The sequence below is a fragment of the Pedobacter sp. MR2016-24 genome, from assembly GCF_026239655.1.
Taxonomy (GTDB): Bacteria; Bacteroidota; Bacteroidia; order Sphingobacteriales; family Sphingobacteriaceae; genus Pedobacter.
This window is the reverse complement of the sequence record NZ_JAPIVO010000007.1, coordinates 107,538-129,035: the sequence shown is the minus strand read 5'-3', so window position 1 is coordinate 129,035 and position 21,498 is coordinate 107,538. Positions and strand designations below refer to the sequence as shown.

Below are 21,498 nucleotides of genomic sequence, written 5' to 3'. Positions count from 1 at the left end.
CATAGCGCTTCTACTGTGGTAAAGGCGCTATGATTTTATTGATGAATATAACTTTCCAGCTGGGAAATAATTTGCTTTTGGTCTTCAATGATGAATTTTACAATATCTCCGATAGATACCATGGCAATTATTTTCTTTCCTTCGACAACCGGCAGGTGCCTGATATGTTTGTTGGTCATCAGCGTCATGCAATAATCAATAGAATCAGCGGCCGTTATAGTGACAGGATCTGGAGTCATTACCTCCCGGATTAACGCTGATTTGGAAGACTTACCCTGAAGAATTACTTTTCTCGCGTAATCCCTCTCTGTAAAAATTCCGGTCAGTTCTTCATTGTCTATAATGAGTAATGCACTGATGTTTTTATCCATCATCATTGTGAGTGCATCAAAGACAGATGTTATTGAGGCTACAGCATATATTTCTGCTGATTTTGAAGCGATAATTTGTTGTACTGTTTTCATAATGAAATATTTGGCTTATTGAAGATACCATATATTTCCGAATAAAAAAAGGGCCGCTCTTCCGAAGAAGCCGACCCTTTTTGTTATATATGAGCTATTAGTTATGTACGATCTGTGTTACGTTGATGTTGGCAGTGGTAGAACCTGTGACATAAACAGTGTAAATTTTTCCAGCCGTAAAAGCAGAAAGATCGAAGTTAGCAATGCTGGTAGGACTTCCTGTTGCGGTAACTTGTAATCTGAGAATACCAGGTGCAACATTTAAGTAAGCACTTGAATTATCACGGGCAAGATTAACAGCAAGGTTCTCACCAGCACCGTTTTTGATATCAATATTGGCTGGTGCTGCGTCGCTCAGGTGAATGAATTTCACTTTTGCCTGTCCGCTTGGCGGAGCTGAAAGGTCATCTTCAAAAAGTTTAACTCTCGAATTTTGTCCGTCTCCTGCTAAATATACCGTGTAATAATGTCCATTGTCTAAGTCAAATTTTCCTGTTCCATAGGCTGTTGTTGTTCCTGCGTTTCTGAATTGTGCTTCAAGGTTATTTCCTGAGTTCGCTGCAATATAAGCAGTCGCATCTCCGAAATCAAGACCACCATCTACCACCGTATTGTTAGCCAGAAAAAAACTTTGTGCTGAAGAATTCGGTGCTGCATTCACTACTTTTAAATTAGCTGAGCCCGATTCATCCACGTCATTCTTTTTACATGAAGAAATAAGCGTTGCAAATGTTAAAATTGCCGTTCCCGTTAAAAGTGTTTTAAAAATTGATTTTGTTTTCATGGTAATGATTTTTTTTTATAGGTATGTGCGATGATGTTATCGTACAATGTCTTTTTACAATAACTAAACCATTGCAGCAGCAAAAAATCAATATTTGAACATCATATATGCTTATGTAATAGATTGCCAGTGTGTTATCCTGCTGTTAAAGCATCCGGATTTTCCTCAAAATTATTCCCTATAGTTGTATAGATTTTAGTACATATCGGAAAGGTGATATGGCTGTTCCCTTGATATTCTATATGATTTTGATGTTAAAAAAACGTATATTTAATGTAACCAAATTATCAGGCCATGAGCAGGCTAAAACATCTACTTTTATCATTAGTATTTTTATTTCCATTTCTTTCGGCTAAAACACAGTCCAAAGAGCTGCGGGTAGATTTTTTTACAGCTATTTTTGAGATCCAAGTGGATTCAACACTATTGATCCGCTTTCCATCACAGGTAAGTGATGTTGCTTTGCACGATGGCTATGAGCAATTGAACACTGCTAACTTTCATCCCTTGCTAGATTCTTTATTGTTTTATAAAAAGCAGCATGAACTCAATGACTGGTTATATTATCAGCTGGTGCGAAGGGTAGCACAGGAACTTTGTCCTAAAGAAGTGAATTATGCGGCATATACACTTTACAAGTGGTTTATACTGGTTAAATCAGGTTACGACGCGCGACTGGCCTTATCGCACCAGAAGATTATTTTTTATGTTTTTAATGACGAGGATATAGAAGATATTCCGTTTTTTATGATCGGGGATAAAAAATACATGTGTTTGAATTACCACGACTATGCCAGGGTAGATTTGAATGATGATCCTCCTGTTCCTGTTAACATGAACGTAGCAAATGCAGATCAGGCTTTCTCCTACAAAGTTACCCGCATGCCTGATTTTAAACCTGCGCAGGATATTGAAAAGAAACTTGAATTTGTCTACGACCGTAAAGCTTATCATTTTAGTATCAAGCTGAATACAAATATTCGGGCGGTATTTGCAAATTATCCCGGCGTGGACTTCGAAAGTTACTTTAACATCCCGATGACGAGAGAAACTTATAGCTCTTTGATTCCGCTACTTAAAAAAAATGTAGCCCGGATGAGTGAGAAAAAAGGGGTGGATTACCTGATGCGTTTTACACGCTATGCATTTTTATATGAGAACGACCAGGAGAATTTCGGAAAAGAAAGGCGCATGTCACCCCAGGAAACGTTAATGTCAGCTTATAGTGATTGTGATGACCGTGCAGCACTATTTTTTTATCTCGTAAAAGAAATCTATAATCTTCCTATGATCGCTCTTTTATACCCAACACATATCACAATGGCAGTGGAGTTCAGTAAACCGGTAGGTGAGCCGATTGTATACAAAGGAAAGGTTTATTCACTATGTGAACCTACGCCCGAACTGGAAGATCTGGGCATAGGTCAAATTTCAGCTCAATTGAAAAATATACCTTACCGTATTGTATACCAATACGAACCGCATTAAATTTATTCCCTTATTACAACGAAGCCCGGTTAATCCGTATTGGAAACAACTTCCCATCCACTGAGGCGGAAACATTCATATATAAATGATATCGACGATAGTTTGATTGATATTTTACCTGACGGTCCTGTTAATCTTCAAATTGATGACAGGTACATATGAGCTATCGTTTACAGATATCTGTAACTGCAACCCTCTATGCTGAAAAAAATAATGAAATGCTGGATTCAGCTCTTGTCTGCTTTAAGATAAAAACGTATGATTGCACAAGATGGAAAATCAGCAACAAATGCGGCCGGTGATGTTTGTAGGCACCTCTTCTGATGTAGGCAAAAGTGTAATCACAGCCGGCTTCTGCAGAATTTTTAAACAGGATGGCTATGCTCCGGCACCATTTAAAGCGCAGAACATGTCGCTCAATAGTTATGCAACGCCAGAGGGACTCGAAATAGGAAGGGCCCAGGCCGTACAGGCAGAAGCGGCCGGGATTCCCTGTCATACAGATATGAACCCGGTACTGTTAAAACCAACCACTGATCAATCTTCCCAGGTGATACTCAATGGTAAGTCGATCGGTAACCAGTCGGCCGCAGCCTATTTTATGTCGGACGACCGTGCTATTTTATTTGAAGAGGTGAAGCTTGCGTTCAATCGGCTTTCTTCACGTTACTCACCTATAGTAATGGAGGGGGCCGGCAGTATTTCGGAACTGAATTTAAAAAAAAGGGATATTACCAATATGCGGATGGCCATAGCTGCGGGTGCTGCGACCTATTTAATTGCTGATATTGATAAAGGGGGAGTTTTCGGCAGTCTGTATGGTACGCTATTATTGCTTGAACCCGAAGAAAGAGCTTGTATAAAAGGCATTATCATTAATAAATTCAGAGGAGATGCACGTTTGTTTGATGATGGCAGAAGAATAATTGAAGAACTGTGCGGAGTACCGGTGATTGGAGTGGTTCCATATTTCAGGGACATTTTTATTGAGGAAGAAGATGCTGTTGCTTTACAGCAAAAGCAGCGTAATTCAGTTGATGGCAAGGTTAATATTGCCGTGGTTCTGCTGGGGCGGATGTCTAACTTCACGGATTTTGATCGTTTGGAAAAAGATCCCAGGGTGAATTTATATTATACTGCTACCAGCGAAGGACTGAAAAATGCGGATATCATTATTTTACCAGGCAGCAAAAATACGATAGAAGATCTGATCACACTAAAGAATAATGGATTAGCGGCAGCTATTACCAGCGCTTTTAAAAAGGGGAAAACGGTAATAGGTATTTGTGGCGGCTACCAGATGTTAGGCGAGTCAGTCAGTGATCCGCTACAGATAGAATCTGCTATTACCGAGGTAGCCGGATTGGGGATCCTGCCCGTTAAGACTGTATTATTAGCGGAAAAAATTACAAGACAGTGCAGCTTTAGCTATCGTAACCGTGAGGAATGCTGCAAAGGTTATGAAATACATATGGGAGAGAGCACAGCACTCACCGTTATGCAGCCGCTTAATTATTTTGAAGATGGTAAAACCGATGGCTATTTGCTGTCTGATAAATGCTGGGGAACTTATTTACATGGTATTTTAGATAATCAGCTGGTTATTGACGACCTCATTGCGCCCTATACGGATGTGCGAATAGAAGCAACCGATTACGAGGAATTTAAAGCGCATCAATACGATCAGCTCGCCGCATTATTGCGGGCCAATCTGGATATTGACCAGGTATATCAATCTATAAAATATTAAGGTCATGTTGAACGGGCACGGAGATGATGGATACAGGCACAATAAGCAAATTGTGGCCGATTTTAGTACGAATGTTTGGTATGGTGGTTCTCCTGACGGATTGAAGAGCCATCTTTTTGCTAATTGGGATAAAATTCATAAATATCCTGAGGTAACAGGAGAATCCCTTACTGATAAGATTGCTGCACATTATGGCATGAATAGCGATCAGTTTCTGGTTGCGAATGGAAGTACGGAGAGTATTTATTTAATAGCACAGACTTTTAAGGGAAAAAAATCTGCTATTGTGATTCCCGCATTTGCTGAATACGAAGATGCCTGTGTGATGCATGAGCATCAGGTCAGTTATATCGCATGGGAAGATTTGAGACCCGATATGGCGTTGGAGACCGATGTGCTCTTTATTTGTAACCCTAATAATCCAACAGGGGCTGCGATCGACTGGCTTCCTGATTTGATCATTGGGAATCCGGAGACGGTTTTCGTGGTAGATGAAGCTTTTATCGAGTTTACTGTGCTGGTTGAATCGGTTGTAAGGCTCACGAAAAATTATAACAACCTGATCGTGATGCGTTCCATGACCAAAGCTTATGCCATTCCAGGGTTGAGATTGGGGTATATCGTTTCCTCAACAGAGCTCATTCAGCATTTAAAAAGATTGAAATTACCCTGGACAGTGAATGTGCCGGCACTTGAAGCGGGACATTTTATCTTTGATCACTATGATAAACTTCAGCTCCCTATAGAAAGCTTATTGCAGGATAAAGAAGCGTTCATCAAAGGCCTGTCGGCTGTAGACACTTTAAAGATTACAGCAAGTAAGACCCATTTTTTTATCGCTGAAACCACGATCAGGAATGCTCCTATGCTCAAACTGTTTTTATTGAAAGAATTCAATATACTGATCAGGGATGCAAGTAATTTCCGGGGATTGGGCACCGGATGCATACGTTTAGCGACTTTGGATAAGGTGAAAAATGAATTACTGATCAAAGCTTTGTTGCAATGGAAATAAAGTATATCCTGTTGATCCCTTTGCTTGCAGGTTATCTGTTGGATCTGATTATTGGAGATCCACAGAAGATGCCCCATCCGGTCAGGTTTTTTGGAACATTGATAGGTAAAGCAGAAAAAACGCTGAATAAGGAGCCTTATCGTTTATGGAAAGGCGGATTGATGGTGTTAGTTTTATGTGCCGCTACCTATGTTTTTTTTGCCGCTGCACTCCATTTGCTGTTAAAGACCAGCTTACCAGTTTATCTGATCTTTTGCAGTGTTTTCGTTTGTTACGGACTGGCGAACAAGAGTTTGATTACCGAAGGTAAAAAGGTTTTTGATGTGTTGAATGCTGAGGGGCTGGAAGCAGGGCGGGACCGGCTATCCTGGATTGTTGGCCGTGATACTTCGGCTTTAAACCATCAGCAGATTCGCAAGGCTGTTTTTGAAACCATGTCAGAAAACTTAAGTGATGGGGTAGTAGCCCCCTTGTTTTATTATCTGATTGCTGGATTGCCCGGAATGATGACCTACAAGATGATCAATACAATGGATTCTATGGTCGGTTACAGAAATGACAGGTACGAATGGTTTGGCAAATGTGCTGCGCGGCTGGATGATATTGTTAATTTCATTCCATCACGTTTAACGGCATTGCTGATGGTGATCGTGACTTTAAGCTATAAAGGTCTTAAATTTATATTTCTTTACGGTCATTTGCATAAAAGTCCAAATTCAGGTTACCCGGAGGCGGCCCTTGCAGGTATTATCAACGTTAGGTTTGGCGGTCCGAATACCTATCATGGCATAGTGGTAGATAAACCTTTTATCGGAATAAATGACAGAGATATTGCTCATCACGAATTTGCAACCATCAGCCGTATCAATCAGCTGACCTGTCTGGTGATGGTACTGTTGATCAGCTCTTTATTTCTGGTTGATTTTAAAGGAATTTTTATATGACTGATCCTGTAAGATATATTATTTCGGGTGGTCCGGGTTCGGGGAAAACAACACTTATTGATGCATTGAAACAGTCAGGTTATGACTGCTCACCTGAAGTGTCGCGAAGGGTTATCATGGAGGAAGTAGTCGGGGGGTCTGACTGTTTACCATGGAAAGATATTGTCTGTTTTTCTGATAAAGTGCTGGCTGGTATGCAGGATGCACTTGAGCTATCGGTTTCTTCACCCCTTACTTTTTTTGATCGTGGCATTCCTGATATCATCGCTTATCTCCGCATTGCGGGATTGCCTGTACATGATAAATTTATAGAAGCGATGAAAAAAAATCCCTACCAGCCACGGGTATTTATTCTGCCTCCATGGAATGCTATCTATATTAATGATCCTGAGCGCTGGCAATCTTTTGCGGAAGCTACAACTATTTATCACGGTATCCGGGAATCATATAGCAGTTTCGGATTTGAGCTGATTGAGGTGCCGGAGGGGGCTCTTGCCGGTCGGATGGCCTTCGTACTCGATAATTGTAAATAAAAAATAATTTCTAATAGGTCATTCTTTATTTTTTTCTGTTAGGTTTGCACCTGCAAGGTCGTATTTCTAAGGAAATACTTTAATAGGGAATACCGGTGAAAATCCGGAACAGTCTCCGCTGCTGTAAACCTCTTTGAAAAAGCTGCTCTTTTTACGCCACTTTCCGAAAGGATGGGAAGGCTGCAGCTTGAGGAAGTCAGAATACCTGCCTGCAAAAATATTGCTAATGCTTTCGGAAGAAAGGCTGACTCTATGATGAAAACAAAAAAACGCCGTTCAGCAACAAGGTTAATGCCCTGTTTGTTAATTTTCGGTTTGCTCATTGCTTCCTGCGGGCAGCGTACAGCCGAGAAAAAACAGCATGACCTGAAAACAGGTAGTGCTGAAATAAAATATGCCAAAGGTTTTAATATCGATTATTATAATGGATATAAGCTGGTCAGTATTTATTCGGGCTCCGGTACAAAAAAGGACACTATTCAATATGTATTGCTGGGGGAAGGGAAGACTCCTCCATCCGGATACAAAAAATCGCAGCTTATCCATATTCCGCTTAAAAAACTGGTAGCAATGTCATCCATGCATGTTGCCCTGGCAGATTTTGCCGGTTCCGCGGATGCAATCGTTGGATTGGGCAGTCTCAAATACGTTTCTTCACCTATTGTGCGGGCAAATATTAAAGCTGGTAAAGTTAAAGAGGTGGGGATAGACGGAACCATGAATGATGAGGTGCTGATCAGCATGAAGCCTGACCTGCTGATGGTGATGGGAAATCCTGATGCTAAATTCAGTAAATATGAAACCCTGAGCGGAGCAGGAGTTCCGGTAATGCTCAATTCGGAGTGGCTGGAAACTACACCTTTGGGAAGAGCAGAGTGGGTGAAGTTGATGGCTGCGCTGATGAACAAAGAATCACAGGTCAACGCTAAGTTTGCTGCTGTAGAAAAAGATTATAACAACTTGGCGGAAGTTGGACGCAAGGCAGTGAATAAACCTGTTGTGATTTCCGGAATGCCCTATAAAGGTACCTGGTATGTGCCTGACGGCGATAGTTATATGGTGGCCTTTTTGAAAGACGCAGGTACTACTTATAAATGGGGGAATGTGCATGGAACAGGAAGTTTGGCACTGAATTTCGAAACTGTGGCACCGGAGGCACTGAAAGCTGACTTTTGGTTAAATATAGGTTATGTGGACTCAAAAAAAGATATTAAGGCGCAGGATGCCAGGTATGCTGCCTTTAAGCCTTTCAAAACAGGAAAACTATACAATTATAATAAGCGGGTTAATGATATTGGCTCAAATGACTACTGGGAATCAGGCGCTGTTAGTCCGCATATGATTTTGGCTGATTTAATCAGGATATTACATCCGGAATTATTGCCTGATCATCAGCTGGTTTACTATAAACAGTTAAACTAATTTAAAAGACTTGAACAAGATAAAAGTTTCGGTATTGCTTGCGCTTTTAGTGTTTGCATTCTTGCTGGATGTTGCCCTGGGATCCATTCATATCCCATTTAAAGCGGTATTGGGAATACTGATCTCTCCCGATACGGCAGATACGACCTGGTTATATATCATTCAGCAAATCAGATTGCCTAAAGCATTGACAGCTGTTGTAGTTGGATGCGGTCTTTCAGTAAGTGGTCTGCAGATGCAGACCCTTTTCCGCAATCCGCTGGCTGGCCCTTCTGTTTTAGGAATTACTGCAGGTGCAAGTTTAGGCGTAGCGCTGGTCATGCTTTCAGCAGGAACAATTACAAGCTTATATTCGATTAAGGAGCTGGGGATCTCCGGAAGCTGGCTGATTATCCTTGCGTCGTCAATTGGTGCAGCGATGGTCATGTTACTGGTTGTAACGATATCTTCCTCACTAAAAGATAATGTGATTGTACTGATTGTAGGCGTAATGATAGGAAATATTACTTTTTCAATTATTAGTATCTGGCAGTATTTTAGTGCGCCGGAGCTGATCAAGGATTACCTGATCTGGACTTTCGGGTCACTGGGAGGAGTGACGGGCGACCAGCTCCTGATTCTTACTATTGTGGTAATCATAGGTACCGCGATCTCTTTTGTATCCTCAAAACTATTAGATGCATTGTTGCTGGGAGATAACTATGCACGCAGTATGGGGGTCACCGTGAAACGTGCAAGACTGCTGATTATCGGCAGTACCAGTATCCTCGCAGGCGGTATCACAGCATTCTGCGGCCCGATTGGTTTTATTGGCATTGCAGTTCCGCATTTAACACGGGCATTGTTTAATACGTCCAATCATAGAATACTCATTCCGGGCTGTTGTCTGGTAGGTACATTGCTGATGCTGGTTTGTGATATAGTAGCACAACTTCCGGGGAGTCAGACAGTATTACCTATTAATGTAATTACTGCTCTGGTAGGTTCTCCTGTAGTCATCTGGATCATAGTGGGTCGTAATAAATTAAAGGGATTCTGATGGAACAGTTAAAAACGACCGCTGAAGCGGAGCGAAAACTTTTATTACAGACTACAGGACTAAGTATAGGCTACAAACAAGGCAGAAATAACTTGAAGGAAGTAGCAACAGGACTAAATCTGGAAATGTTTGCGGGTGAAGTGATCTGCCTGTTGGGGCCCAATGGTTGTGGTAAATCAACTTTATTGCGTACCATTGCCGGTTTGCAGGAAACTGTCCTCGGGACGGTGGAGATTGAGGGAACTGAACTTGGGCAACTGAAACCGGCACTGCTGGCGAAAAAGATCAGCATGGTGTTAACAGATAATGTGCGTTCCGGCGATCTGGATGTATATTCGCTGATCGCTCTGGGCAGGTATCCGCATTCCGGCTGGCTGGGAAGACTGACTACGGAGGACAAGTCGGTGATCGATCAGGCTATTCTATCTACAGCTACCGGCGAATTTGTTGACCGTAAACTGGCTACCTTAAGTGATGGAGAAAGCCAGAAAGTGATGCTGGCAAGAGCGATTGCACAGGATACGCCGATAATCATTTTGGATGAGCCAACGGCACATCTTGACCTGCCGAGCAGAATTCAGCTGATGCGTTTATTACACCGTTTAGCAAAGGATACAAAAAAAGCGATTTTGATTTCTACACATGAGCTGGATCTCGCACTTCAGGTAGCTGATCAAATCTGGCTGATGCAGGCAGGCGGACATATGGCCACTGGCTTGCCTGAAGAATTGGTGCTGAACGGATCTTTTGCGGAGGCTTTCAATAAGGATGGGATAATGTTCGATCCGGCTACGGGCAGTTTTAATATGCACGCCTCTGGTGTAAAAAGTATTACTGTAAATGGCGATGGTACCGCTGCGTTCTGGACCAGAAAAGCTTTGTTAAGGAAAGGCTTCCATATTTCAGGGGCACAAAAAGAGTCGCTGGCAGTTACTGTGCTGGAGAATGCAGGTCAGCCAAGATGGACATTGGAAAAAGATAGGAAAATAACTACTTATCATACTTTGCGTGACTTTCTGAAAAATGTAAACCTTATAGAACCTACCTAGAGAATTGTGAGACGCTTTTCTTTTATCAACTCAAATCATACGAATATTATATAATTTAATACAATACATGAAGAAAAAGCTACAATTTTTATCTTTTCAGCACTTGCTGATCGGAACTGTTTTATTCAGCAGTCCCGCATTAGCACAAAAGAAAAGACCTGATTCCTTAAAAAATAACTCGCTGGAGGAAGTGGTCGTAACTTCTTTGCGCACAGACACGAAGCGGCGCAATGTTCCACAAAGCATGACGGTAATTGGAAAATCTGCGATTGAACTGACACCTGCTCAGGAAGTAACAGACCTGTTAAAGAAAAACGCGAGTGTAAATATTATTCAATACCCGGGATTATCTGCTGGAGTAGGAATAAGAGGATTCAGACCGCAGTTTAATGGTTTAAATCAACGTTCTTTGTTGCTGGTGGACGGTCGCCCGGCCGGAACTGCAAACATTGCGACAATCAATCCGGCAGATATCGAACGCATAGAAGTTCTGAAAGGACCAGCATCCGCACAATATGGCTCATCTGCAATGGGTGGCGTAATCAACATCATTACGAAAAAATCACGGGGAGCAATTCATGGGAATGTTTATGCTGAATATGGCTCCTACGAAACAGTTAAGCTTGGCGCCGCTGCCGGGGGAAATATCACTGATAAACTTGATTTTGATATCTCTTATTTGTCGTTCGATAGGGGAAAGGATATGAAGTTAGGTAAGGGGAATGTTTTCAGAAAGTGGTTTGACGGAGACATGGCGACTAAAAACTATACTGATGGCGCAATACAGGTCGATGATGCACGTTCTGATGGCTTGAGACGTACTTATACAAAACTAAATTATAATACCGGAAGTCTGCGATTAGGTTATCAGTTAAATGATAACTGGAGGATAGATGTTAGGGGCGAACGCTTTGTTGCCAATAATGTAGAATCGCCTAGTGATATCTTTTTTGGCAACGGACAACCAAGCACAAAGGATATTGAAAGGCATAATGAAGAGGTAACGATCTCTGGCAAAATTTTGAAGCATGCCTTATCAATAAAAGGATATACATCGGAGGAAAACAATGCAAATAAAACACTGAATACGAATGGAATTGCTATTGTTCCTTATGTCTCTTACGAAAGTTCGGCAAGCTGGAAAGGTATTCAGGCAAAGGACGCATTTACTTTAGGTCAGCATACGCTTATCTTTGGTCTGGATTATAATCATGCGGGCATTACCACACATTCATATAATGCAAATAGTACTGAAAAAGCCCCGTTCTCACCGAATTATAACCTTTCTACAGGAGCGGCTTATCTGCAAGGACAATTTAATTTTCTGGATAGCAAATTGATTATTAATCCAGGCGCACGTTTGGACCTGATTACTTACGATGTGAAAGAAACACCACTGCTGACTACATATGCCGCTGGCAAACAGACCAATCCATTTTTTAGTCCAAGTCTGGCTGTGCAGTACAGCCTGAGTAAAACATTAACTGTACATGCGACCACTGGGCGTGCTTTTGTGAATCCTGACGCATATAATGTTGCAGGTTATTCAGAAGTATTAACTTCGAATGGTAAGGCAACCGTAACACAAGGAAATGCAGACCTTAAAAATGAGAACAGTATTTCATGGGACGCAGGTATCAGATTTGCTAAAACTGAAGCAGGATTGACCTTTGATGTTACTTATTTCAATACTTATGTAAGAGACAGGATTACCACCCAGCGTACCGTACCAACTGCGGTAGAAATGACGCCGAGCGGTAAAGAGGTGGCCACCAGGATAACTTATATCAACGCAAACAAAGCTAATATCAATGGTTTTGAAGCTGAACTGGCCTGGGATTATGGTACATTTGCCGCGAAGGATTACTCGCTTCGTTTATTTGCGAATGCAACGAGGACATCAAAAGCTGAAGAGGTTACAGTTGGTAATGATGGTGCGAAAACTTATAAGGATATCTTAAATGTGGCAGATTTTACATCCACCTATGGTGTAGAGTTTAACAATTTAAAGGGCATCGATTTAAGGCTGAGTGGTCGTTATGTGGGTAACCGAAAGGATACGGATTTCAATGATGACAGATCGCCTGAAATTGTATACCCTGAATTTATGGTGGTTGATTTTGCTGCAAGTTATACTTATCAGCAAAAACATACGCTGAGCTTTTTGATGAATAATTTGACGGATGAGAATTATTATGAGAAGAGAGGGTATAACCTTGCAGGAAGAAACTTTTCTCTGCGTTATATGCTTCGCTTCTAAAAAAAACAGGCAATCCTTTTACTACTCAATCTTTGCTGAAGAGCAAATATTGGAAGGTAGTAAAAGGATTGCCTGTTTTTTTACATTTTGCTCTGGTATATCCAAGAGAAAAGATATTACCATGGAAGGTTAATTTGGGGAGGGATCCGGGTGCTGAAGAGGACATATTGGAAGGTAGTAAAAGGGTTGCCTGTTTTTTTACATTTTGCTTTGGTATATTCAGTAGAAAAGGTGTTAACATGGAAGGTTAATTTGGGGAGGGATCCGGGTGCTGAAGAGCAAATATTGGAAGGTAGTAAAAGGGTTGCCTGTTTTTTTACATTCTGCTTTGGTATATTCAGTAGAAAAGGTGTTAACATGGAAGGTTAACTGGGGGGAACGGTCTGTTTCGCAGATTGGCTTTCAGGAGAAATTTGGCTGGGTATGTTTCGGTGTTGCTATTTTAGTATTTTAGGAGAATTGTTTTTAAATATATTTTGATGAAGATTTATACAAAAAAAGGAGATAAAGGTACTACTGGTCTTTTCGGTGGTAGAAGGGTTGACAAGGATGATGTGAGGGTAGAATGTGTGGGTACACTTGATGAAGTGAATTCTACGATAGGTTTGCTGCGGGTGAAACTGGGAGAGCAGCATGATTGGCAGGCTAATCTTCATAAAATTCAAAAGGATTTGATGGATATGATGTCACATTTGGCACGACCTTCGGATGCTGTAAAGATAAATACGAACCCTATGCCATTAGATGGCGCGGAATTCTGTGAGCTCTGGATTGATGAACTGGAGGGTGCAATGACACATCCTTCGGATTACTTTATATTGCCGGGCGGAAATGAAGTTTCCGCACTTTGTCATATGGTGAGAACGCAGATGAGGAGGGGTGAAAGAAGATTAGTGACTTTAAGAAAAGCGGATGAAGTTCATGAGGCAATACCGGCTTATATCAATCGTTTATCTGATTTGTTCTTTACGCTTTCGCGTGCAGAGATGGATAAGGCAGGTGTGGCAGAAGAGAAATGGCAATTGTTTTTGTATAAACGGTTCAAGAAAACAGAGCCTGAGGTTAAACCGTAATTATAGTAGGAATGCTGATTTTCGTGACGGGTGGAGTAAGAAGTGGTAAAAGTAGTTATGCACAGCGGAGAGCAAAGGAATTGTCGGATGCCCCAATATATGTGGCTACGGCTAAGATATGGGATGATGATTTTCTAGAGCGTATAAAAAGACATCAGGAAGATCGCGGTCCTGAATGGACTACCTATGAGTCTTATCATGATTTACACCTGCTGCCGATCGAAGACAGGGTAGTGGTAATTGATTGCGTCACTTTGTGGCTGACCAATTTTTTTATGGATCATGATAGTAATGTGTCTTTATGCCTTTCCTCTTTTAAAAAGGAAATTGATCAGCTGTTGCGGCTGAAAGGTAAATTTATCATTATTTCGAACGAGCTTGGTATGGGATTACATGCCGATACAGAGTTAGGGCGCAAGTTTGCGGATCTTCAGGGTTGGGCCAATCAGTATGTTGCTGAAAAGGCAGAGGAAGTAGTGTTTATAGTTTCTGGCCTTCCTTTACATTTAAAGAAAGCTGAAATATAAACAGACCAGTTACTGTTAACTGGTTCGATACTATATTTATTGGTGTTACTCTTTTTTAGAATATATGATTGATAAAGAATTAAAATATAAGATAGACCACAAGACTAAGCCTTTAGGGGCATTAGGGATATTGGAAGATTTGGCATTACGGATAGGAATGGTGCTTGGTACTACTTCACCTGAATTGCATTTGCCGCACCTCATCGTTTTTGCTGCGGATCATGGTATTGCGCTTGAGGGTGTGAGTGCCTATCCACAGGAAGTAACGAGACAGATGGTTCTTAATTTTCTGGCTGGCGGAGCGGCAATAAATGTTTTTTGCAGGCAGCATGACATTGCGCTACTGATTGTTGATGCAGGGGTTAATTTTGACTTTGAAGAAGGACTTAAGTTAATCGACAGCAAAATAGGCATGGGCACAGACTCCTTTTTAAATGGTCCGGCAATGTCGCCTGAACAGGCAGAATTATGCTTGAAGTACGGATCGGACATGGTGAATAAAGTTGCTGATGAAGGCTGTAACGTGATCGGATTTGGTGAGATGGGCATTGGTAATACATCCAGTGCAGCGGTGCTGATGAGTGTTTTATGTGATCTGCCTCTGGTGGATTGTATCGGCAGGGGAACGGGATTGAATGATGAACAGCTGAAAGAAAAACAACGGGTTCTGGAAGCCGCATTGAATCATTATTCCGGAAATTATGATGTACTTGATTTAATGGCTCATTTTGGCGGATTCGAAATTCTGCAGATAGCTGGTGCTATGCTCACTGCGGCACAACGTGGTATGATAGTGATGGTTGATGGATTTATTGCTTCCGTTGCTTATTTATGTGCTTTCAAAATCAATCCCGGAGTAAAGAATAATGCCGTGTTCACACATCAGTCGGATGAAAAAGGGCATTCCTCATTATTGGCACATCTGTCTGCCACTCCACTATTACATCTTGGCTTAAGGTTAGGTGAAGGAACAGGTTGTGCTTTGGCTTATCCTTTATTGCAAAGTGCTGTTGCTTTTCTAAAAGAAATGGCCAGTTTTGAAAGTGCCGCCGTTAGTCAGAAATCGTGATGAAGCGGCAATTACACCTGATGTTATCAGCCTTGTCTTTTTACACCAGGTGCCCCGTACCCCAGGGCATACATGATCATAACGCAAGGTTGTTACCGGATGCAATAAGATATCTGCCTGTTGTGGGATGGATCTCCGGTGCTATTTCGGCTATGGTTTATCTGGCAGCTGCTTGCCTGTTTGGTTCTGCCATTGGAACTATAATGGCTTTAATAGGCGGGATATTATTTACGGGTGCTTTTCACGAGGACGGATTTGCTGATGTGTGTGATGGCTTTGGTGGTGGATATACAAAAGAGCGGATCCTTGAAATCATGAAAGACAGCCACCTGGGTACTTACGGAGTGATGGGACTGCTGTTGTTATTGGGCTTGAAGTTTGCAGCATTACAGCAGGTGCTGGAGCGAATATATAAACCATCTTTCTTGAATTGGGCTGCGATTTCTACTGTTTTATTACTGTTTATTGTAGCACATTCGTTAAGCAGGTTCGCCGCGGTTACACTTGTTTTTAGCCATAATTACGTCCGGGTTACCGGGAGTAAGGTCAGTAGTGCTGTGGAAAAGGGGAGAGTTAAAAATCTTTTACTTGCCGCGCTGTTTACGTTGTTACCTTTAGCATTGTTAGTGTTACAAACCGATACTCCACTTTTTTCAACAATAATTATTCCGGTGTTTTTGGTTGCTTTAGTGGCGGGCAGCTATTTTAAAAAACACATAGACGGCTATACAGGCGACTGTTTGGGGGCGATGCAACAAATTGCTGAAGTGATAATTTACCTTTCTTTTATAGCGATATGGACGTTTATCTGATTCGGCATACTACCCCGCTCATTGAAAAAGGCTTCATCTATGGCAGGACAGATGTGTCATTAACAGTTGATTTTCCTGAAGAAAAAGCCTTGGTGTTAAAACAACTTCCTGCGACTGTTGACAGGGTATATTCTAGTCCTTCGGACAGGTGTTTACAGTTGGCAAAGGCGATTGCGACTGACTGTAAAGTAGAGCGCGATCTATATGAACTGGATTTTGGTGAATGGGAGGGAAAGACCTGGGATACGGTTGACCGGGCAGTTAGCGAGGTCTGGATGAATGATTTCGTCAATTTGTCGCCGCCTAATGGGGAAAGTATGCTGCAGATGCAATCGCGCGTGATGAAATTCTGGAACTCGCTGGCGGAACAACCGCATCGGTCGGTCGCCATTGTAACCCATGGCGGTGTGATCCGTATTATTCTTGCGCATCACCGGTTGATAGCATTAAAGGATGTTTTTGATATTAAGGTGAGCTTTGCAGAAGTTTTTAAGCTTCAGCTTTCCAGACCGTAACGTACAGCTGGTCACCTGTATGAACCATACCTGCTCCCTTATGGATCAGATTTTGTCCGAACATTACTTTTTTATTAATCGTGCGGTATCCTGCTAAAGTTTTTAAAGGCTCGGCAGTTCTTTCGGCTGTTTGCTGATCTACGGTAGTCAGCACACACCTTGCACAAGGTTTAACAGCACTGAACTGAACATCGCCTAATATGAATGTATCAAACTGATCTTCGAGGTGTGCATGACCCCCGGTAAAGACAAAATTGGGCCTGAATCTGTCCATTGGAACCGGCTGGGAGAGCCGTTCATTTAACCCATTCAATGCGGCCTGACCAATAATGAGAAAAGGATAACCGTCAGAAAATCCAACCAGCTCTTCATTTTTAGCATACCTGGGATCCACCACTCTTCTCTCATTTTCAGGCATGATGACCAGTCTGACACTTTTACCCATGAATGCAGAGAACCACTCGCTAACCTCCGGACTGACTTCAATTCCTGTCGATAGATCATCCCAGATCGTAACGGGTATCGTTTCGCCATTATTTTCTGCAATAGGGAAAGAAATCTTATTGGCAGGATCATGTTTGTGTTGCACTGTCAATTGATTTTCAATTAACATTACGTCCAGTAAAGCCAGTATGGCATATTTTCTTTGGGTAATAAAAATGCCTTCATCATCTATAAGCATCCATCTGCGATCAAATTCTAAACCTTTTGATGTTACTTTTGATTGTTCAAGGCTGATTCCGCCAAGTGATTTTATCGGGTAAATATAGATTTCGGAAAGCCTGAGGTCATTCATGTTTTAAAGATAAAAAACTTATTTTATTTATGGTGGTGTAGAGTAACAGTTGTGTTGCTGTTCATGTCTTAAGTGTTGCTATTTTGTATATTTGTATAAAGTTAATTTTGAGGCAATTTCGGGTCAGGAATTATGATATCAGATGAGATGCCGGCTGGATTAAATCATCACAGCTGCTGAATGGTTCTTTTTCAGGAAAGAGTTCTCAATTTTTAATAAAACGAGCGGGAGCTTTAGCAAGCTTCATTTATGATCAACAAACCAAAATATATTAAAATGAGCAATTTATTTAATGGAATTCTGGCGGGTGCTGTGCTGATGACAGTATCCTTCTCTGCTTCGGCACAGAAAATCGATGAGCGTGAACTTAAAGTGAATGTGGAGGAAATTTCAAACTCTGCAACAAAACTGACAATGTTAAAGCCAGTTACGTTTCAGTATGACTTGAAAAGATATCCGGGTTTAAAGCTGGCGGAAGGTAAACAGTATGGATTTATGGCCAGTGATGTGAAAACACAGTTCCCGGACTTTGTATATGAGTCTGCCAACAGTGTGGCCGCTGGTAAAAACAATAGCCGTATTGTTAAACATGATGAAGTACAGTACGACAAATTAATCCCGTTATTGGTTCAGGCTTTAAAAGAGCAGCAGGAAGAAATTAACGATCTTAAAAGAGCTATCAAAGAGATGAAGTCTGTTTCAGCAGAATAAATATACTTCTTGTGGTTGCATTATTGGCAGGATGTCTCTGTTTGACTTGATAAGTGTGATTATAAATACCTATTTTTGATTCATTATCAAGCTAGCTATAATATAAAGAGAATGGGTTTATTCGATATTTTTAAGAAGAAGGAAACTGTAACTGATGCACCAGCCCCGAAATCGGTGGAGGAAAGTGTTAAAGCTGGTAAAGGCATTGCTCCTGACACGACTATAGTTAATGAGATTCCTGCTGATGCAAGTACTGAAAGTAGTAACGAGCAGCAAGATGGTTACTTTGGCGACCTGGAAAAAACAGCGCAATTGCATACACTGGTGCTTGTGCCGAGAGAAGAGCGGGATGAACAGTGGGTAAGAGAGTTTCTTGCTCATCTGCCATTGGCAAGTATGATTTGTGGTACGCCGCAAGTTATTGCAGGACCGGATGGTTTTCCTTATTTTAAGCTGTCGTTACCCAAACCCAATGAAGTATTTCAATGCTTTGTAATTGATCACATGACAGATGATTTTCTGTTGGAAAGGGGATATGGGGTGGTAATCAACGCAGATGAGGGGCAGCCTGACTGGGTACTTTCCTATGGTGATATACTTAATTATCATTTGACAGGCGACTTTTTTATCCCTGATGCATTATTAAGTAATCAAAGTGAACAGGATGAAGTAATTGCCGGCGAGGAGCAGGTAATGATAGGTCAGCCTTCTGAGACTTACCTGCCTGTGGAAACCAGGAAATTGCTGAGAGAGTTTTTTCAGCTGAATGGTATTCCTGATCCTAAAGTATTACTGATGATGCGCACACAACAGGAAGAGGCGTCTCAGGAGCTGGTGTTTAATATTACTCCGACACAGTTTGACGATGAGGAACAATTCAGAAACATGATGCGTACAGTTACCTGGTATTTACCAAGACATTACATTATCACAGGTATGAACGAAGGCGCTGTTAATGGCTTTCTGCCGCTTTAGTAGTTATCCAGTTTTTCCCTTCCGTAAAACGTGTGATCAGCATCGAAGCTACGGTATCACCGGTCGAGTTGAGTAGTGTAGCCATCGGATCTACCAAAGTACCGATAATCATTGCAGGAGGTAAAGCTTCTGGCGGGAAACCATAGGCGGAAATAAACAATAGTTCTCCTACATATCCGCCATTGGGAATTCCTCCTTCAACAATACTGACGAGCACAGTCATTCCTAAAGCAAGGGCTACAGTATCTATGCTGTCGAAACTTTTTCCAAACAATGCAAAGACAACAGCCATTTTAACTATGGACGAGATGCTGGAACCGTCTTTATGTAAGGTGGCACCCAACGGAATGGTTACATTGGCAATATATTCCGGGATGTTCATTTTTTTTGCCGCATCCAGATTAGCCGGGATATTCGCAATACTGCTGCAGGTACCGATCGCCGTAGCTGTAGGAATAATATTGTTCTGCCAGTATTTTTTTATTCCGGTATATCCTCCTGCAACAAAAGCATAGAGACTGAAAAATACAATAAAGTAAAAGGCACCCACTCCGTAATAAAGACCTAGTGATCTGGCATAGGTGCCGAATAACTGGGGACCAAAAACGCCGACCTGATAGGCAAAATAGGCTCCTAATCCTATAGGCGCCATTTTCATGATGAGAATAAAAACATTTTTGAAAACCTCATTTCCTGCATTCAGAAATTTGGCAAAGCCAAGTCCCATCTCACCTGATCTTAATGTTGCGAAACCAATAAGCACAGAAAAGATGATCATAGCGAGCATGCTCTTTCTGGAAAGCAGTTCATAAAATTCTCCTGTAGTCACTAATTGCGTAATCTGGTCTCCAAAAGGTTTTTTAACTATAGTTTCGGTTAAGGTAGCTGTGCCCAGCTGTTCATGTATGGGAAATAGCTTAACAGCAGCGATGGTCAGCAAAGCAGAAATCAGTACCGTCAGGAGGAAAACGGCAGACATTACACCCATCATCCTGCTCAGCTTGTTGGTTGTTTTTAACCCACCAATAGCTGAAGAAATAGAGAAGAAAACCAACGGTATGACTGCCGTAAACAGAAAGTTGAGAAAAATATCGCCAATAGGCTTCAGCACCTGAACACGTTCTCCAAAAAATAAACCGGCAATACTGCCCGCAATGATCCCTGCTATTAACCAGATAATGCCTTTATAATGCTGATAGAAATTGCCCATAAGCGAATATAATTTAAAAACACTAATTAGCAACCTGGTAATCAGCTTAATTTTATACGAGGTAGTCACGTTTATGAATTAAACGTTTTAGGAATTGATATATCTATTTGTATTTATAGTTTTGTGGGATAAAATTATGCATTATGCTATTTATTAAACCGATAAAGTTGTATGCCAGTATTATTTCTGTATGGATAGCAGGAATGCTTCATTATCCTGCCTGTGCTCAGGGAAATTTATTCAATCAGGATAGCCTGAAACTGATTTTAAAGGACTTTGAATTTACAGAAGGTCCGGCTGTAGACAAAAAAGGAAATGTATTTTTTACAGACCAGCCGAATAATAAGATCTGGAAATACAGTATTGACGGAAAAGTTTCCTTATTCATGGATAAAGCTGGTCGTTCTAATGGTTTATACTTTGATAAACGCGGTAATCTGATCGCTTGTGCGGACGAGCAAAATCAGCTTTGGTCCATTTCCCCAGAGAAAAGAGTTAAGGTTTTAGTCGGACTCGTTAATGAAAAAAAGCTAAATGGGCCTAACGATTTATGGATTGATCCTAAAGGTGGTATTTATTTTACGGATCCGTTTTATCAGCGCGACTATTGGACCAGGCAGGGACAGGAAATGGATGGGCAGAAAGTTTACTATCTTCCGGCAGGCAAAAGCAGGAAAGTTATCCTTGTTGCGGCTGATATGATCAAGCCTAATGGGATTGTAGGAACGCCGGATGGTAAATATTTATATGTCGCCGATATTACTGGTAATAAAACTTATCGTTATTCAATCACTAAAGACGGTATGCTTATTGATCAGAAAGTTATCATCAATCAGGGTGCAGATGGAATTACACTTGACAGTGATGGAAATATCTACCTGAGTGGCAAAGGTGTTTTTATCTTTAGTCCTGAAGGTGTGCTGAAAGGACATATTGAAGTGAATGAACCCTGGACTGCGAATCTTTGTTTCGGCGGTAAGGACCGTTCGGATTTATTTATTACAGCTTCAAAAGCAATATATACAATCCCTATGCATGTTAAGGGAGTAGAATAACCAAGGA

General features: G+C 41.4%; 21 protein-coding genes and 1 riboswitch. Of the genes, 17 read left to right on the top strand and 4 right to left on the bottom strand.

Translation table 11 applies throughout. The features are described 5' to 3' along the window. Positions 1 to 35: 35 nt before the first annotated feature. The gene (locus OQX62_RS19060; protein WP_265833219.1) at positions 36 to 464 is read right to left on the bottom strand and encodes a CBS domain-containing protein; all 429 of its coding nucleotides are present in this window, start codon (positions 462 to 464) and stop codon (positions 36 to 38) included. 97 nt (positions 465 to 561) lie between these two features. Then, positions 562 to 1,248 (bottom strand): DUF4397 domain-containing protein, encoded by a 687-nt coding sequence (locus OQX62_RS19055; RefSeq protein ID WP_265833218.1) that lies wholly within the window; start codon positions 1,246 to 1,248, stop codon positions 562 to 564. A gap of 294 nt (positions 1,249 to 1,542) precedes the next feature. Between OQX62_RS19055 and OQX62_RS19050 the strand changes: the two genes are divergently transcribed. The 14 genes from OQX62_RS19050 (at position 1,543) to cobC (ending at position 16,744) form a co-directional block, all read left to right on the top strand. Then, complete coding sequence (locus tag OQX62_RS19050) at positions 1,543 to 2,736, top strand: hypothetical protein (RefSeq protein ID WP_265833217.1); 1,194 nt, start codon at positions 1,543 to 1,545, stop codon at positions 2,734 to 2,736. A gap of 271 nt (positions 2,737 to 3,007) precedes the next feature. Then, positions 3,008 to 4,486 carry a cobyric acid synthase gene (locus OQX62_RS19045; protein WP_265833216.1) on the top strand — a complete coding sequence of 493 codons (1,479 nt, stop codon included), beginning with the start codon at positions 3,008 to 3,010 and terminating at the stop codon, positions 4,484 to 4,486. Between the two features lie 4 nt (positions 4,487 to 4,490). Then, positions 4,491 to 5,501: a pyridoxal phosphate-dependent aminotransferase gene (locus OQX62_RS19040; protein ID WP_265833215.1), complete on the top strand. Its 1,011-nt coding sequence runs from the start codon at positions 4,491 to 4,493 to the stop codon at positions 5,499 to 5,501. Further along, complete coding sequence (gene cbiB, locus OQX62_RS19035) at positions 5,492 to 6,445, top strand: adenosylcobinamide-phosphate synthase CbiB (RefSeq protein ID WP_265833214.1); 954 nt, start codon at positions 5,492 to 5,494, stop codon at positions 6,443 to 6,445. Before OQX62_RS19040 ends, cbiB begins: the two co-directional genes overlap by 10 nt. Then, a complete protein-coding gene (locus tag OQX62_RS19030) occupies positions 6,442 to 6,978 on the top strand; it encodes an AAA family ATPase (RefSeq protein WP_265833213.1) in 537 nt (178 codons plus the stop codon). The genes cbiB and OQX62_RS19030 overlap by 4 nt, the downstream gene beginning before the upstream one ends. Before the next feature lie 38 nt (positions 6,979 to 7,016). Beyond that, positions 7,017 to 7,206, top strand: a riboswitch (cobalamin riboswitch). A gap of 24 nt (positions 7,207 to 7,230) precedes the next feature. Further along, positions 7,231 to 8,400: an ABC transporter substrate-binding protein gene (locus tag OQX62_RS19025; protein ID WP_265833212.1), complete on the top strand. Its 1,170-nt coding sequence runs from the start codon at positions 7,231 to 7,233 to the stop codon at positions 8,398 to 8,400. A 10-nt stretch (positions 8,401 to 8,410) separates the two neighbouring features. Then, positions 8,411 to 9,439 (top strand): iron ABC transporter permease, encoded by a 1,029-nt coding sequence (locus OQX62_RS19020; protein WP_265833211.1) that lies wholly within the window; start codon positions 8,411 to 8,413, stop codon positions 9,437 to 9,439. Next, positions 9,439 to 10,488, top strand: a complete 1,050-nt coding sequence (locus tag OQX62_RS19015; RefSeq protein WP_265833210.1) for an ABC transporter ATP-binding protein — start codon at positions 9,439 to 9,441, stop codon at positions 10,486 to 10,488. Before OQX62_RS19020 ends, OQX62_RS19015 begins: the two co-directional genes overlap by 1 nt. 67 nt (positions 10,489 to 10,555) lie before the next feature. Further along, positions 10,556 to 12,748 (top strand): TonB-dependent receptor, encoded by a 2,193-nt coding sequence (locus OQX62_RS19010; RefSeq protein WP_265833209.1) that lies wholly within the window; start codon positions 10,556 to 10,558, stop codon positions 12,746 to 12,748. Positions 12,749 to 13,227: 479 nt separating this feature from the next. Beyond that, positions 13,228 to 13,821: a cob(I)yrinic acid a,c-diamide adenosyltransferase gene (locus OQX62_RS19005; RefSeq protein WP_265833208.1), complete on the top strand. Its 594-nt coding sequence runs from the start codon at positions 13,228 to 13,230 to the stop codon at positions 13,819 to 13,821. A gap of 11 nt (positions 13,822 to 13,832) precedes the next feature. Beyond that, positions 13,833 to 14,348, top strand: coding sequence for a bifunctional adenosylcobinamide kinase/adenosylcobinamide-phosphate guanylyltransferase (gene cobU / locus OQX62_RS19000; RefSeq protein ID WP_265833207.1), 516 nt, complete (start codon positions 13,833 to 13,835; stop codon positions 14,346 to 14,348). 64 nt (positions 14,349 to 14,412) lie between these two features. After that, a complete protein-coding gene (cobT, locus tag OQX62_RS18995) occupies positions 14,413 to 15,417 on the top strand; it encodes a nicotinate-nucleotide--dimethylbenzimidazole phosphoribosyltransferase (protein WP_265833206.1) in 1,005 nt (334 codons plus the stop codon). Then, complete coding sequence (locus tag OQX62_RS18990; protein WP_265833205.1) at positions 15,417 to 16,229, top strand: adenosylcobinamide-GDP ribazoletransferase; 813 nt, start codon at positions 15,417 to 15,419, stop codon at positions 16,227 to 16,229. Before cobT ends, OQX62_RS18990 begins: the two co-directional genes overlap by 1 nt. Then, complete coding sequence (gene cobC, locus OQX62_RS18985) at positions 16,214 to 16,744, top strand: alpha-ribazole phosphatase (RefSeq protein ID WP_265833204.1); 531 nt, start codon at positions 16,214 to 16,216, stop codon at positions 16,742 to 16,744. Before OQX62_RS18990 ends, cobC begins: the two co-directional genes overlap by 16 nt. On the opposite strand, the gene OQX62_RS18980 is transcribed toward cobC, so the two are convergent. Further along, the gene (locus OQX62_RS18980; protein WP_265833203.1) at positions 16,719 to 17,540 is read right to left on the bottom strand and encodes an MOSC domain-containing protein; all 822 of its coding nucleotides are present in this window, start codon (positions 17,538 to 17,540) and stop codon (positions 16,719 to 16,721) included. The two genes, cobC and OQX62_RS18980, sit on opposite strands and share 26 nt — an antisense overlap. Before the next feature lie 276 nt (positions 17,541 to 17,816). Here OQX62_RS18980 and OQX62_RS18975 point away from each other — a divergent pair, with 276 nt between their 5' ends. Beyond that, positions 17,817 to 18,251 carry a tail fiber domain-containing protein gene (locus tag OQX62_RS18975; RefSeq protein ID WP_265833202.1) on the top strand — a complete coding sequence of 145 codons (435 nt, stop codon included), beginning with the start codon at positions 17,817 to 17,819 and terminating at the stop codon, positions 18,249 to 18,251. A 111-nt stretch (positions 18,252 to 18,362) separates the two neighbouring features. Next, on the top strand, positions 18,363 to 19,226 hold the full coding sequence (locus OQX62_RS18970) for a hypothetical protein (RefSeq protein ID WP_265833201.1): 864 nt from the start codon (positions 18,363 to 18,365) through the stop codon (positions 19,224 to 19,226). Here OQX62_RS18970 and OQX62_RS18965 read toward each other — a convergent pair. Continuing rightward, on the bottom strand, positions 19,204 to 20,436 hold the full coding sequence (locus OQX62_RS18965) for a dicarboxylate/amino acid:cation symporter (RefSeq protein WP_265833200.1): 1,233 nt from the start codon (positions 20,434 to 20,436) through the stop codon (positions 19,204 to 19,206). The genes OQX62_RS18970 and OQX62_RS18965 overlap by 23 nt on opposite strands. 143 nt (positions 20,437 to 20,579) lie before the next feature. Between OQX62_RS18965 and OQX62_RS18960 the strand changes: the two genes are divergently transcribed. Continuing rightward, a complete protein-coding gene (locus tag OQX62_RS18960; protein ID WP_265833199.1) occupies positions 20,580 to 21,491 on the top strand; it encodes an SMP-30/gluconolactonase/LRE family protein in 912 nt (303 codons plus the stop codon). Positions 21,492 to 21,498 lie beyond the last annotated feature (7 nt).

Excerpts from the sequence above, each read along its gene's own strand:
- OQX62_RS19060 (WP_265833219.1), bottom strand. The coding sequence starts at position 464 with ATGAAAACAGTACAACAAATTATCGCTTCAAAATCAGCAGAAATATAT.
- OQX62_RS19055 (WP_265833218.1), bottom strand. The coding sequence starts at position 1,248 with ATGAAAACAAAATCAATTTTTAAAACACTTTTAACGGGAACGGCAATT.
- OQX62_RS19050 (WP_265833217.1), top strand. The coding sequence starts at position 1,543 with ATGAGCAGGCTAAAACATCTACTTTTATCATTAGTATTTTTATTTCCA.
- OQX62_RS19045 (WP_265833216.1), top strand. The coding sequence starts at position 3,008 with ATGGAAAATCAGCAACAAATGCGGCCGGTGATGTTTGTAGGCACCTCT.
- OQX62_RS19040 (WP_265833215.1), top strand. The coding sequence starts at position 4,491 with ATGTTGAACGGGCACGGAGATGATGGATACAGGCACAATAAGCAAATT.
- cbiB (WP_265833214.1), top strand. The coding sequence starts at position 5,492 with ATGGAAATAAAGTATATCCTGTTGATCCCTTTGCTTGCAGGTTATCTG.
- OQX62_RS19030 (WP_265833213.1), top strand. The coding sequence starts at position 6,442 with ATGACTGATCCTGTAAGATATATTATTTCGGGTGGTCCGGGTTCGGGG.
- OQX62_RS19025 (WP_265833212.1), top strand. The coding sequence starts at position 7,231 with ATGATGAAAACAAAAAAACGCCGTTCAGCAACAAGGTTAATGCCCTGT.
- OQX62_RS19015 (WP_265833210.1), top strand. The coding sequence starts at position 9,439 with ATGGAACAGTTAAAAACGACCGCTGAAGCGGAGCGAAAACTTTTATTA.
- OQX62_RS19010 (WP_265833209.1), top strand. The coding sequence starts at position 10,556 with ATGAAGAAAAAGCTACAATTTTTATCTTTTCAGCACTTGCTGATCGGA.
- OQX62_RS19005 (WP_265833208.1), top strand. The coding sequence starts at position 13,228 with ATGAAGATTTATACAAAAAAAGGAGATAAAGGTACTACTGGTCTTTTC.
- cobU (WP_265833207.1), top strand. The coding sequence starts at position 13,833 with ATGCTGATTTTCGTGACGGGTGGAGTAAGAAGTGGTAAAAGTAGTTAT.
- cobT (WP_265833206.1), top strand. The coding sequence starts at position 14,413 with ATGATTGATAAAGAATTAAAATATAAGATAGACCACAAGACTAAGCCT.
- OQX62_RS18990 (WP_265833205.1), top strand. The coding sequence starts at position 15,417 with ATGAAGCGGCAATTACACCTGATGTTATCAGCCTTGTCTTTTTACACC.
- cobC (WP_265833204.1), top strand. The coding sequence starts at position 16,214 with ATGGACGTTTATCTGATTCGGCATACTACCCCGCTCATTGAAAAAGGC.
- OQX62_RS18980 (WP_265833203.1), bottom strand. The coding sequence starts at position 17,540 with ATGAATGACCTCAGGCTTTCCGAAATCTATATTTACCCGATAAAATCA.
- OQX62_RS18975 (WP_265833202.1), top strand. The coding sequence starts at position 17,817 with ATGAGCAATTTATTTAATGGAATTCTGGCGGGTGCTGTGCTGATGACA.
- OQX62_RS18970 (WP_265833201.1), top strand. The coding sequence starts at position 18,363 with ATGGGTTTATTCGATATTTTTAAGAAGAAGGAAACTGTAACTGATGCA.
- OQX62_RS18965 (WP_265833200.1), bottom strand. The coding sequence starts at position 20,436 with ATGGGCAATTTCTATCAGCATTATAAAGGCATTATCTGGTTAATAGCA.
- OQX62_RS18960 (WP_265833199.1), top strand. The coding sequence starts at position 20,580 with ATGCTATTTATTAAACCGATAAAGTTGTATGCCAGTATTATTTCTGTA.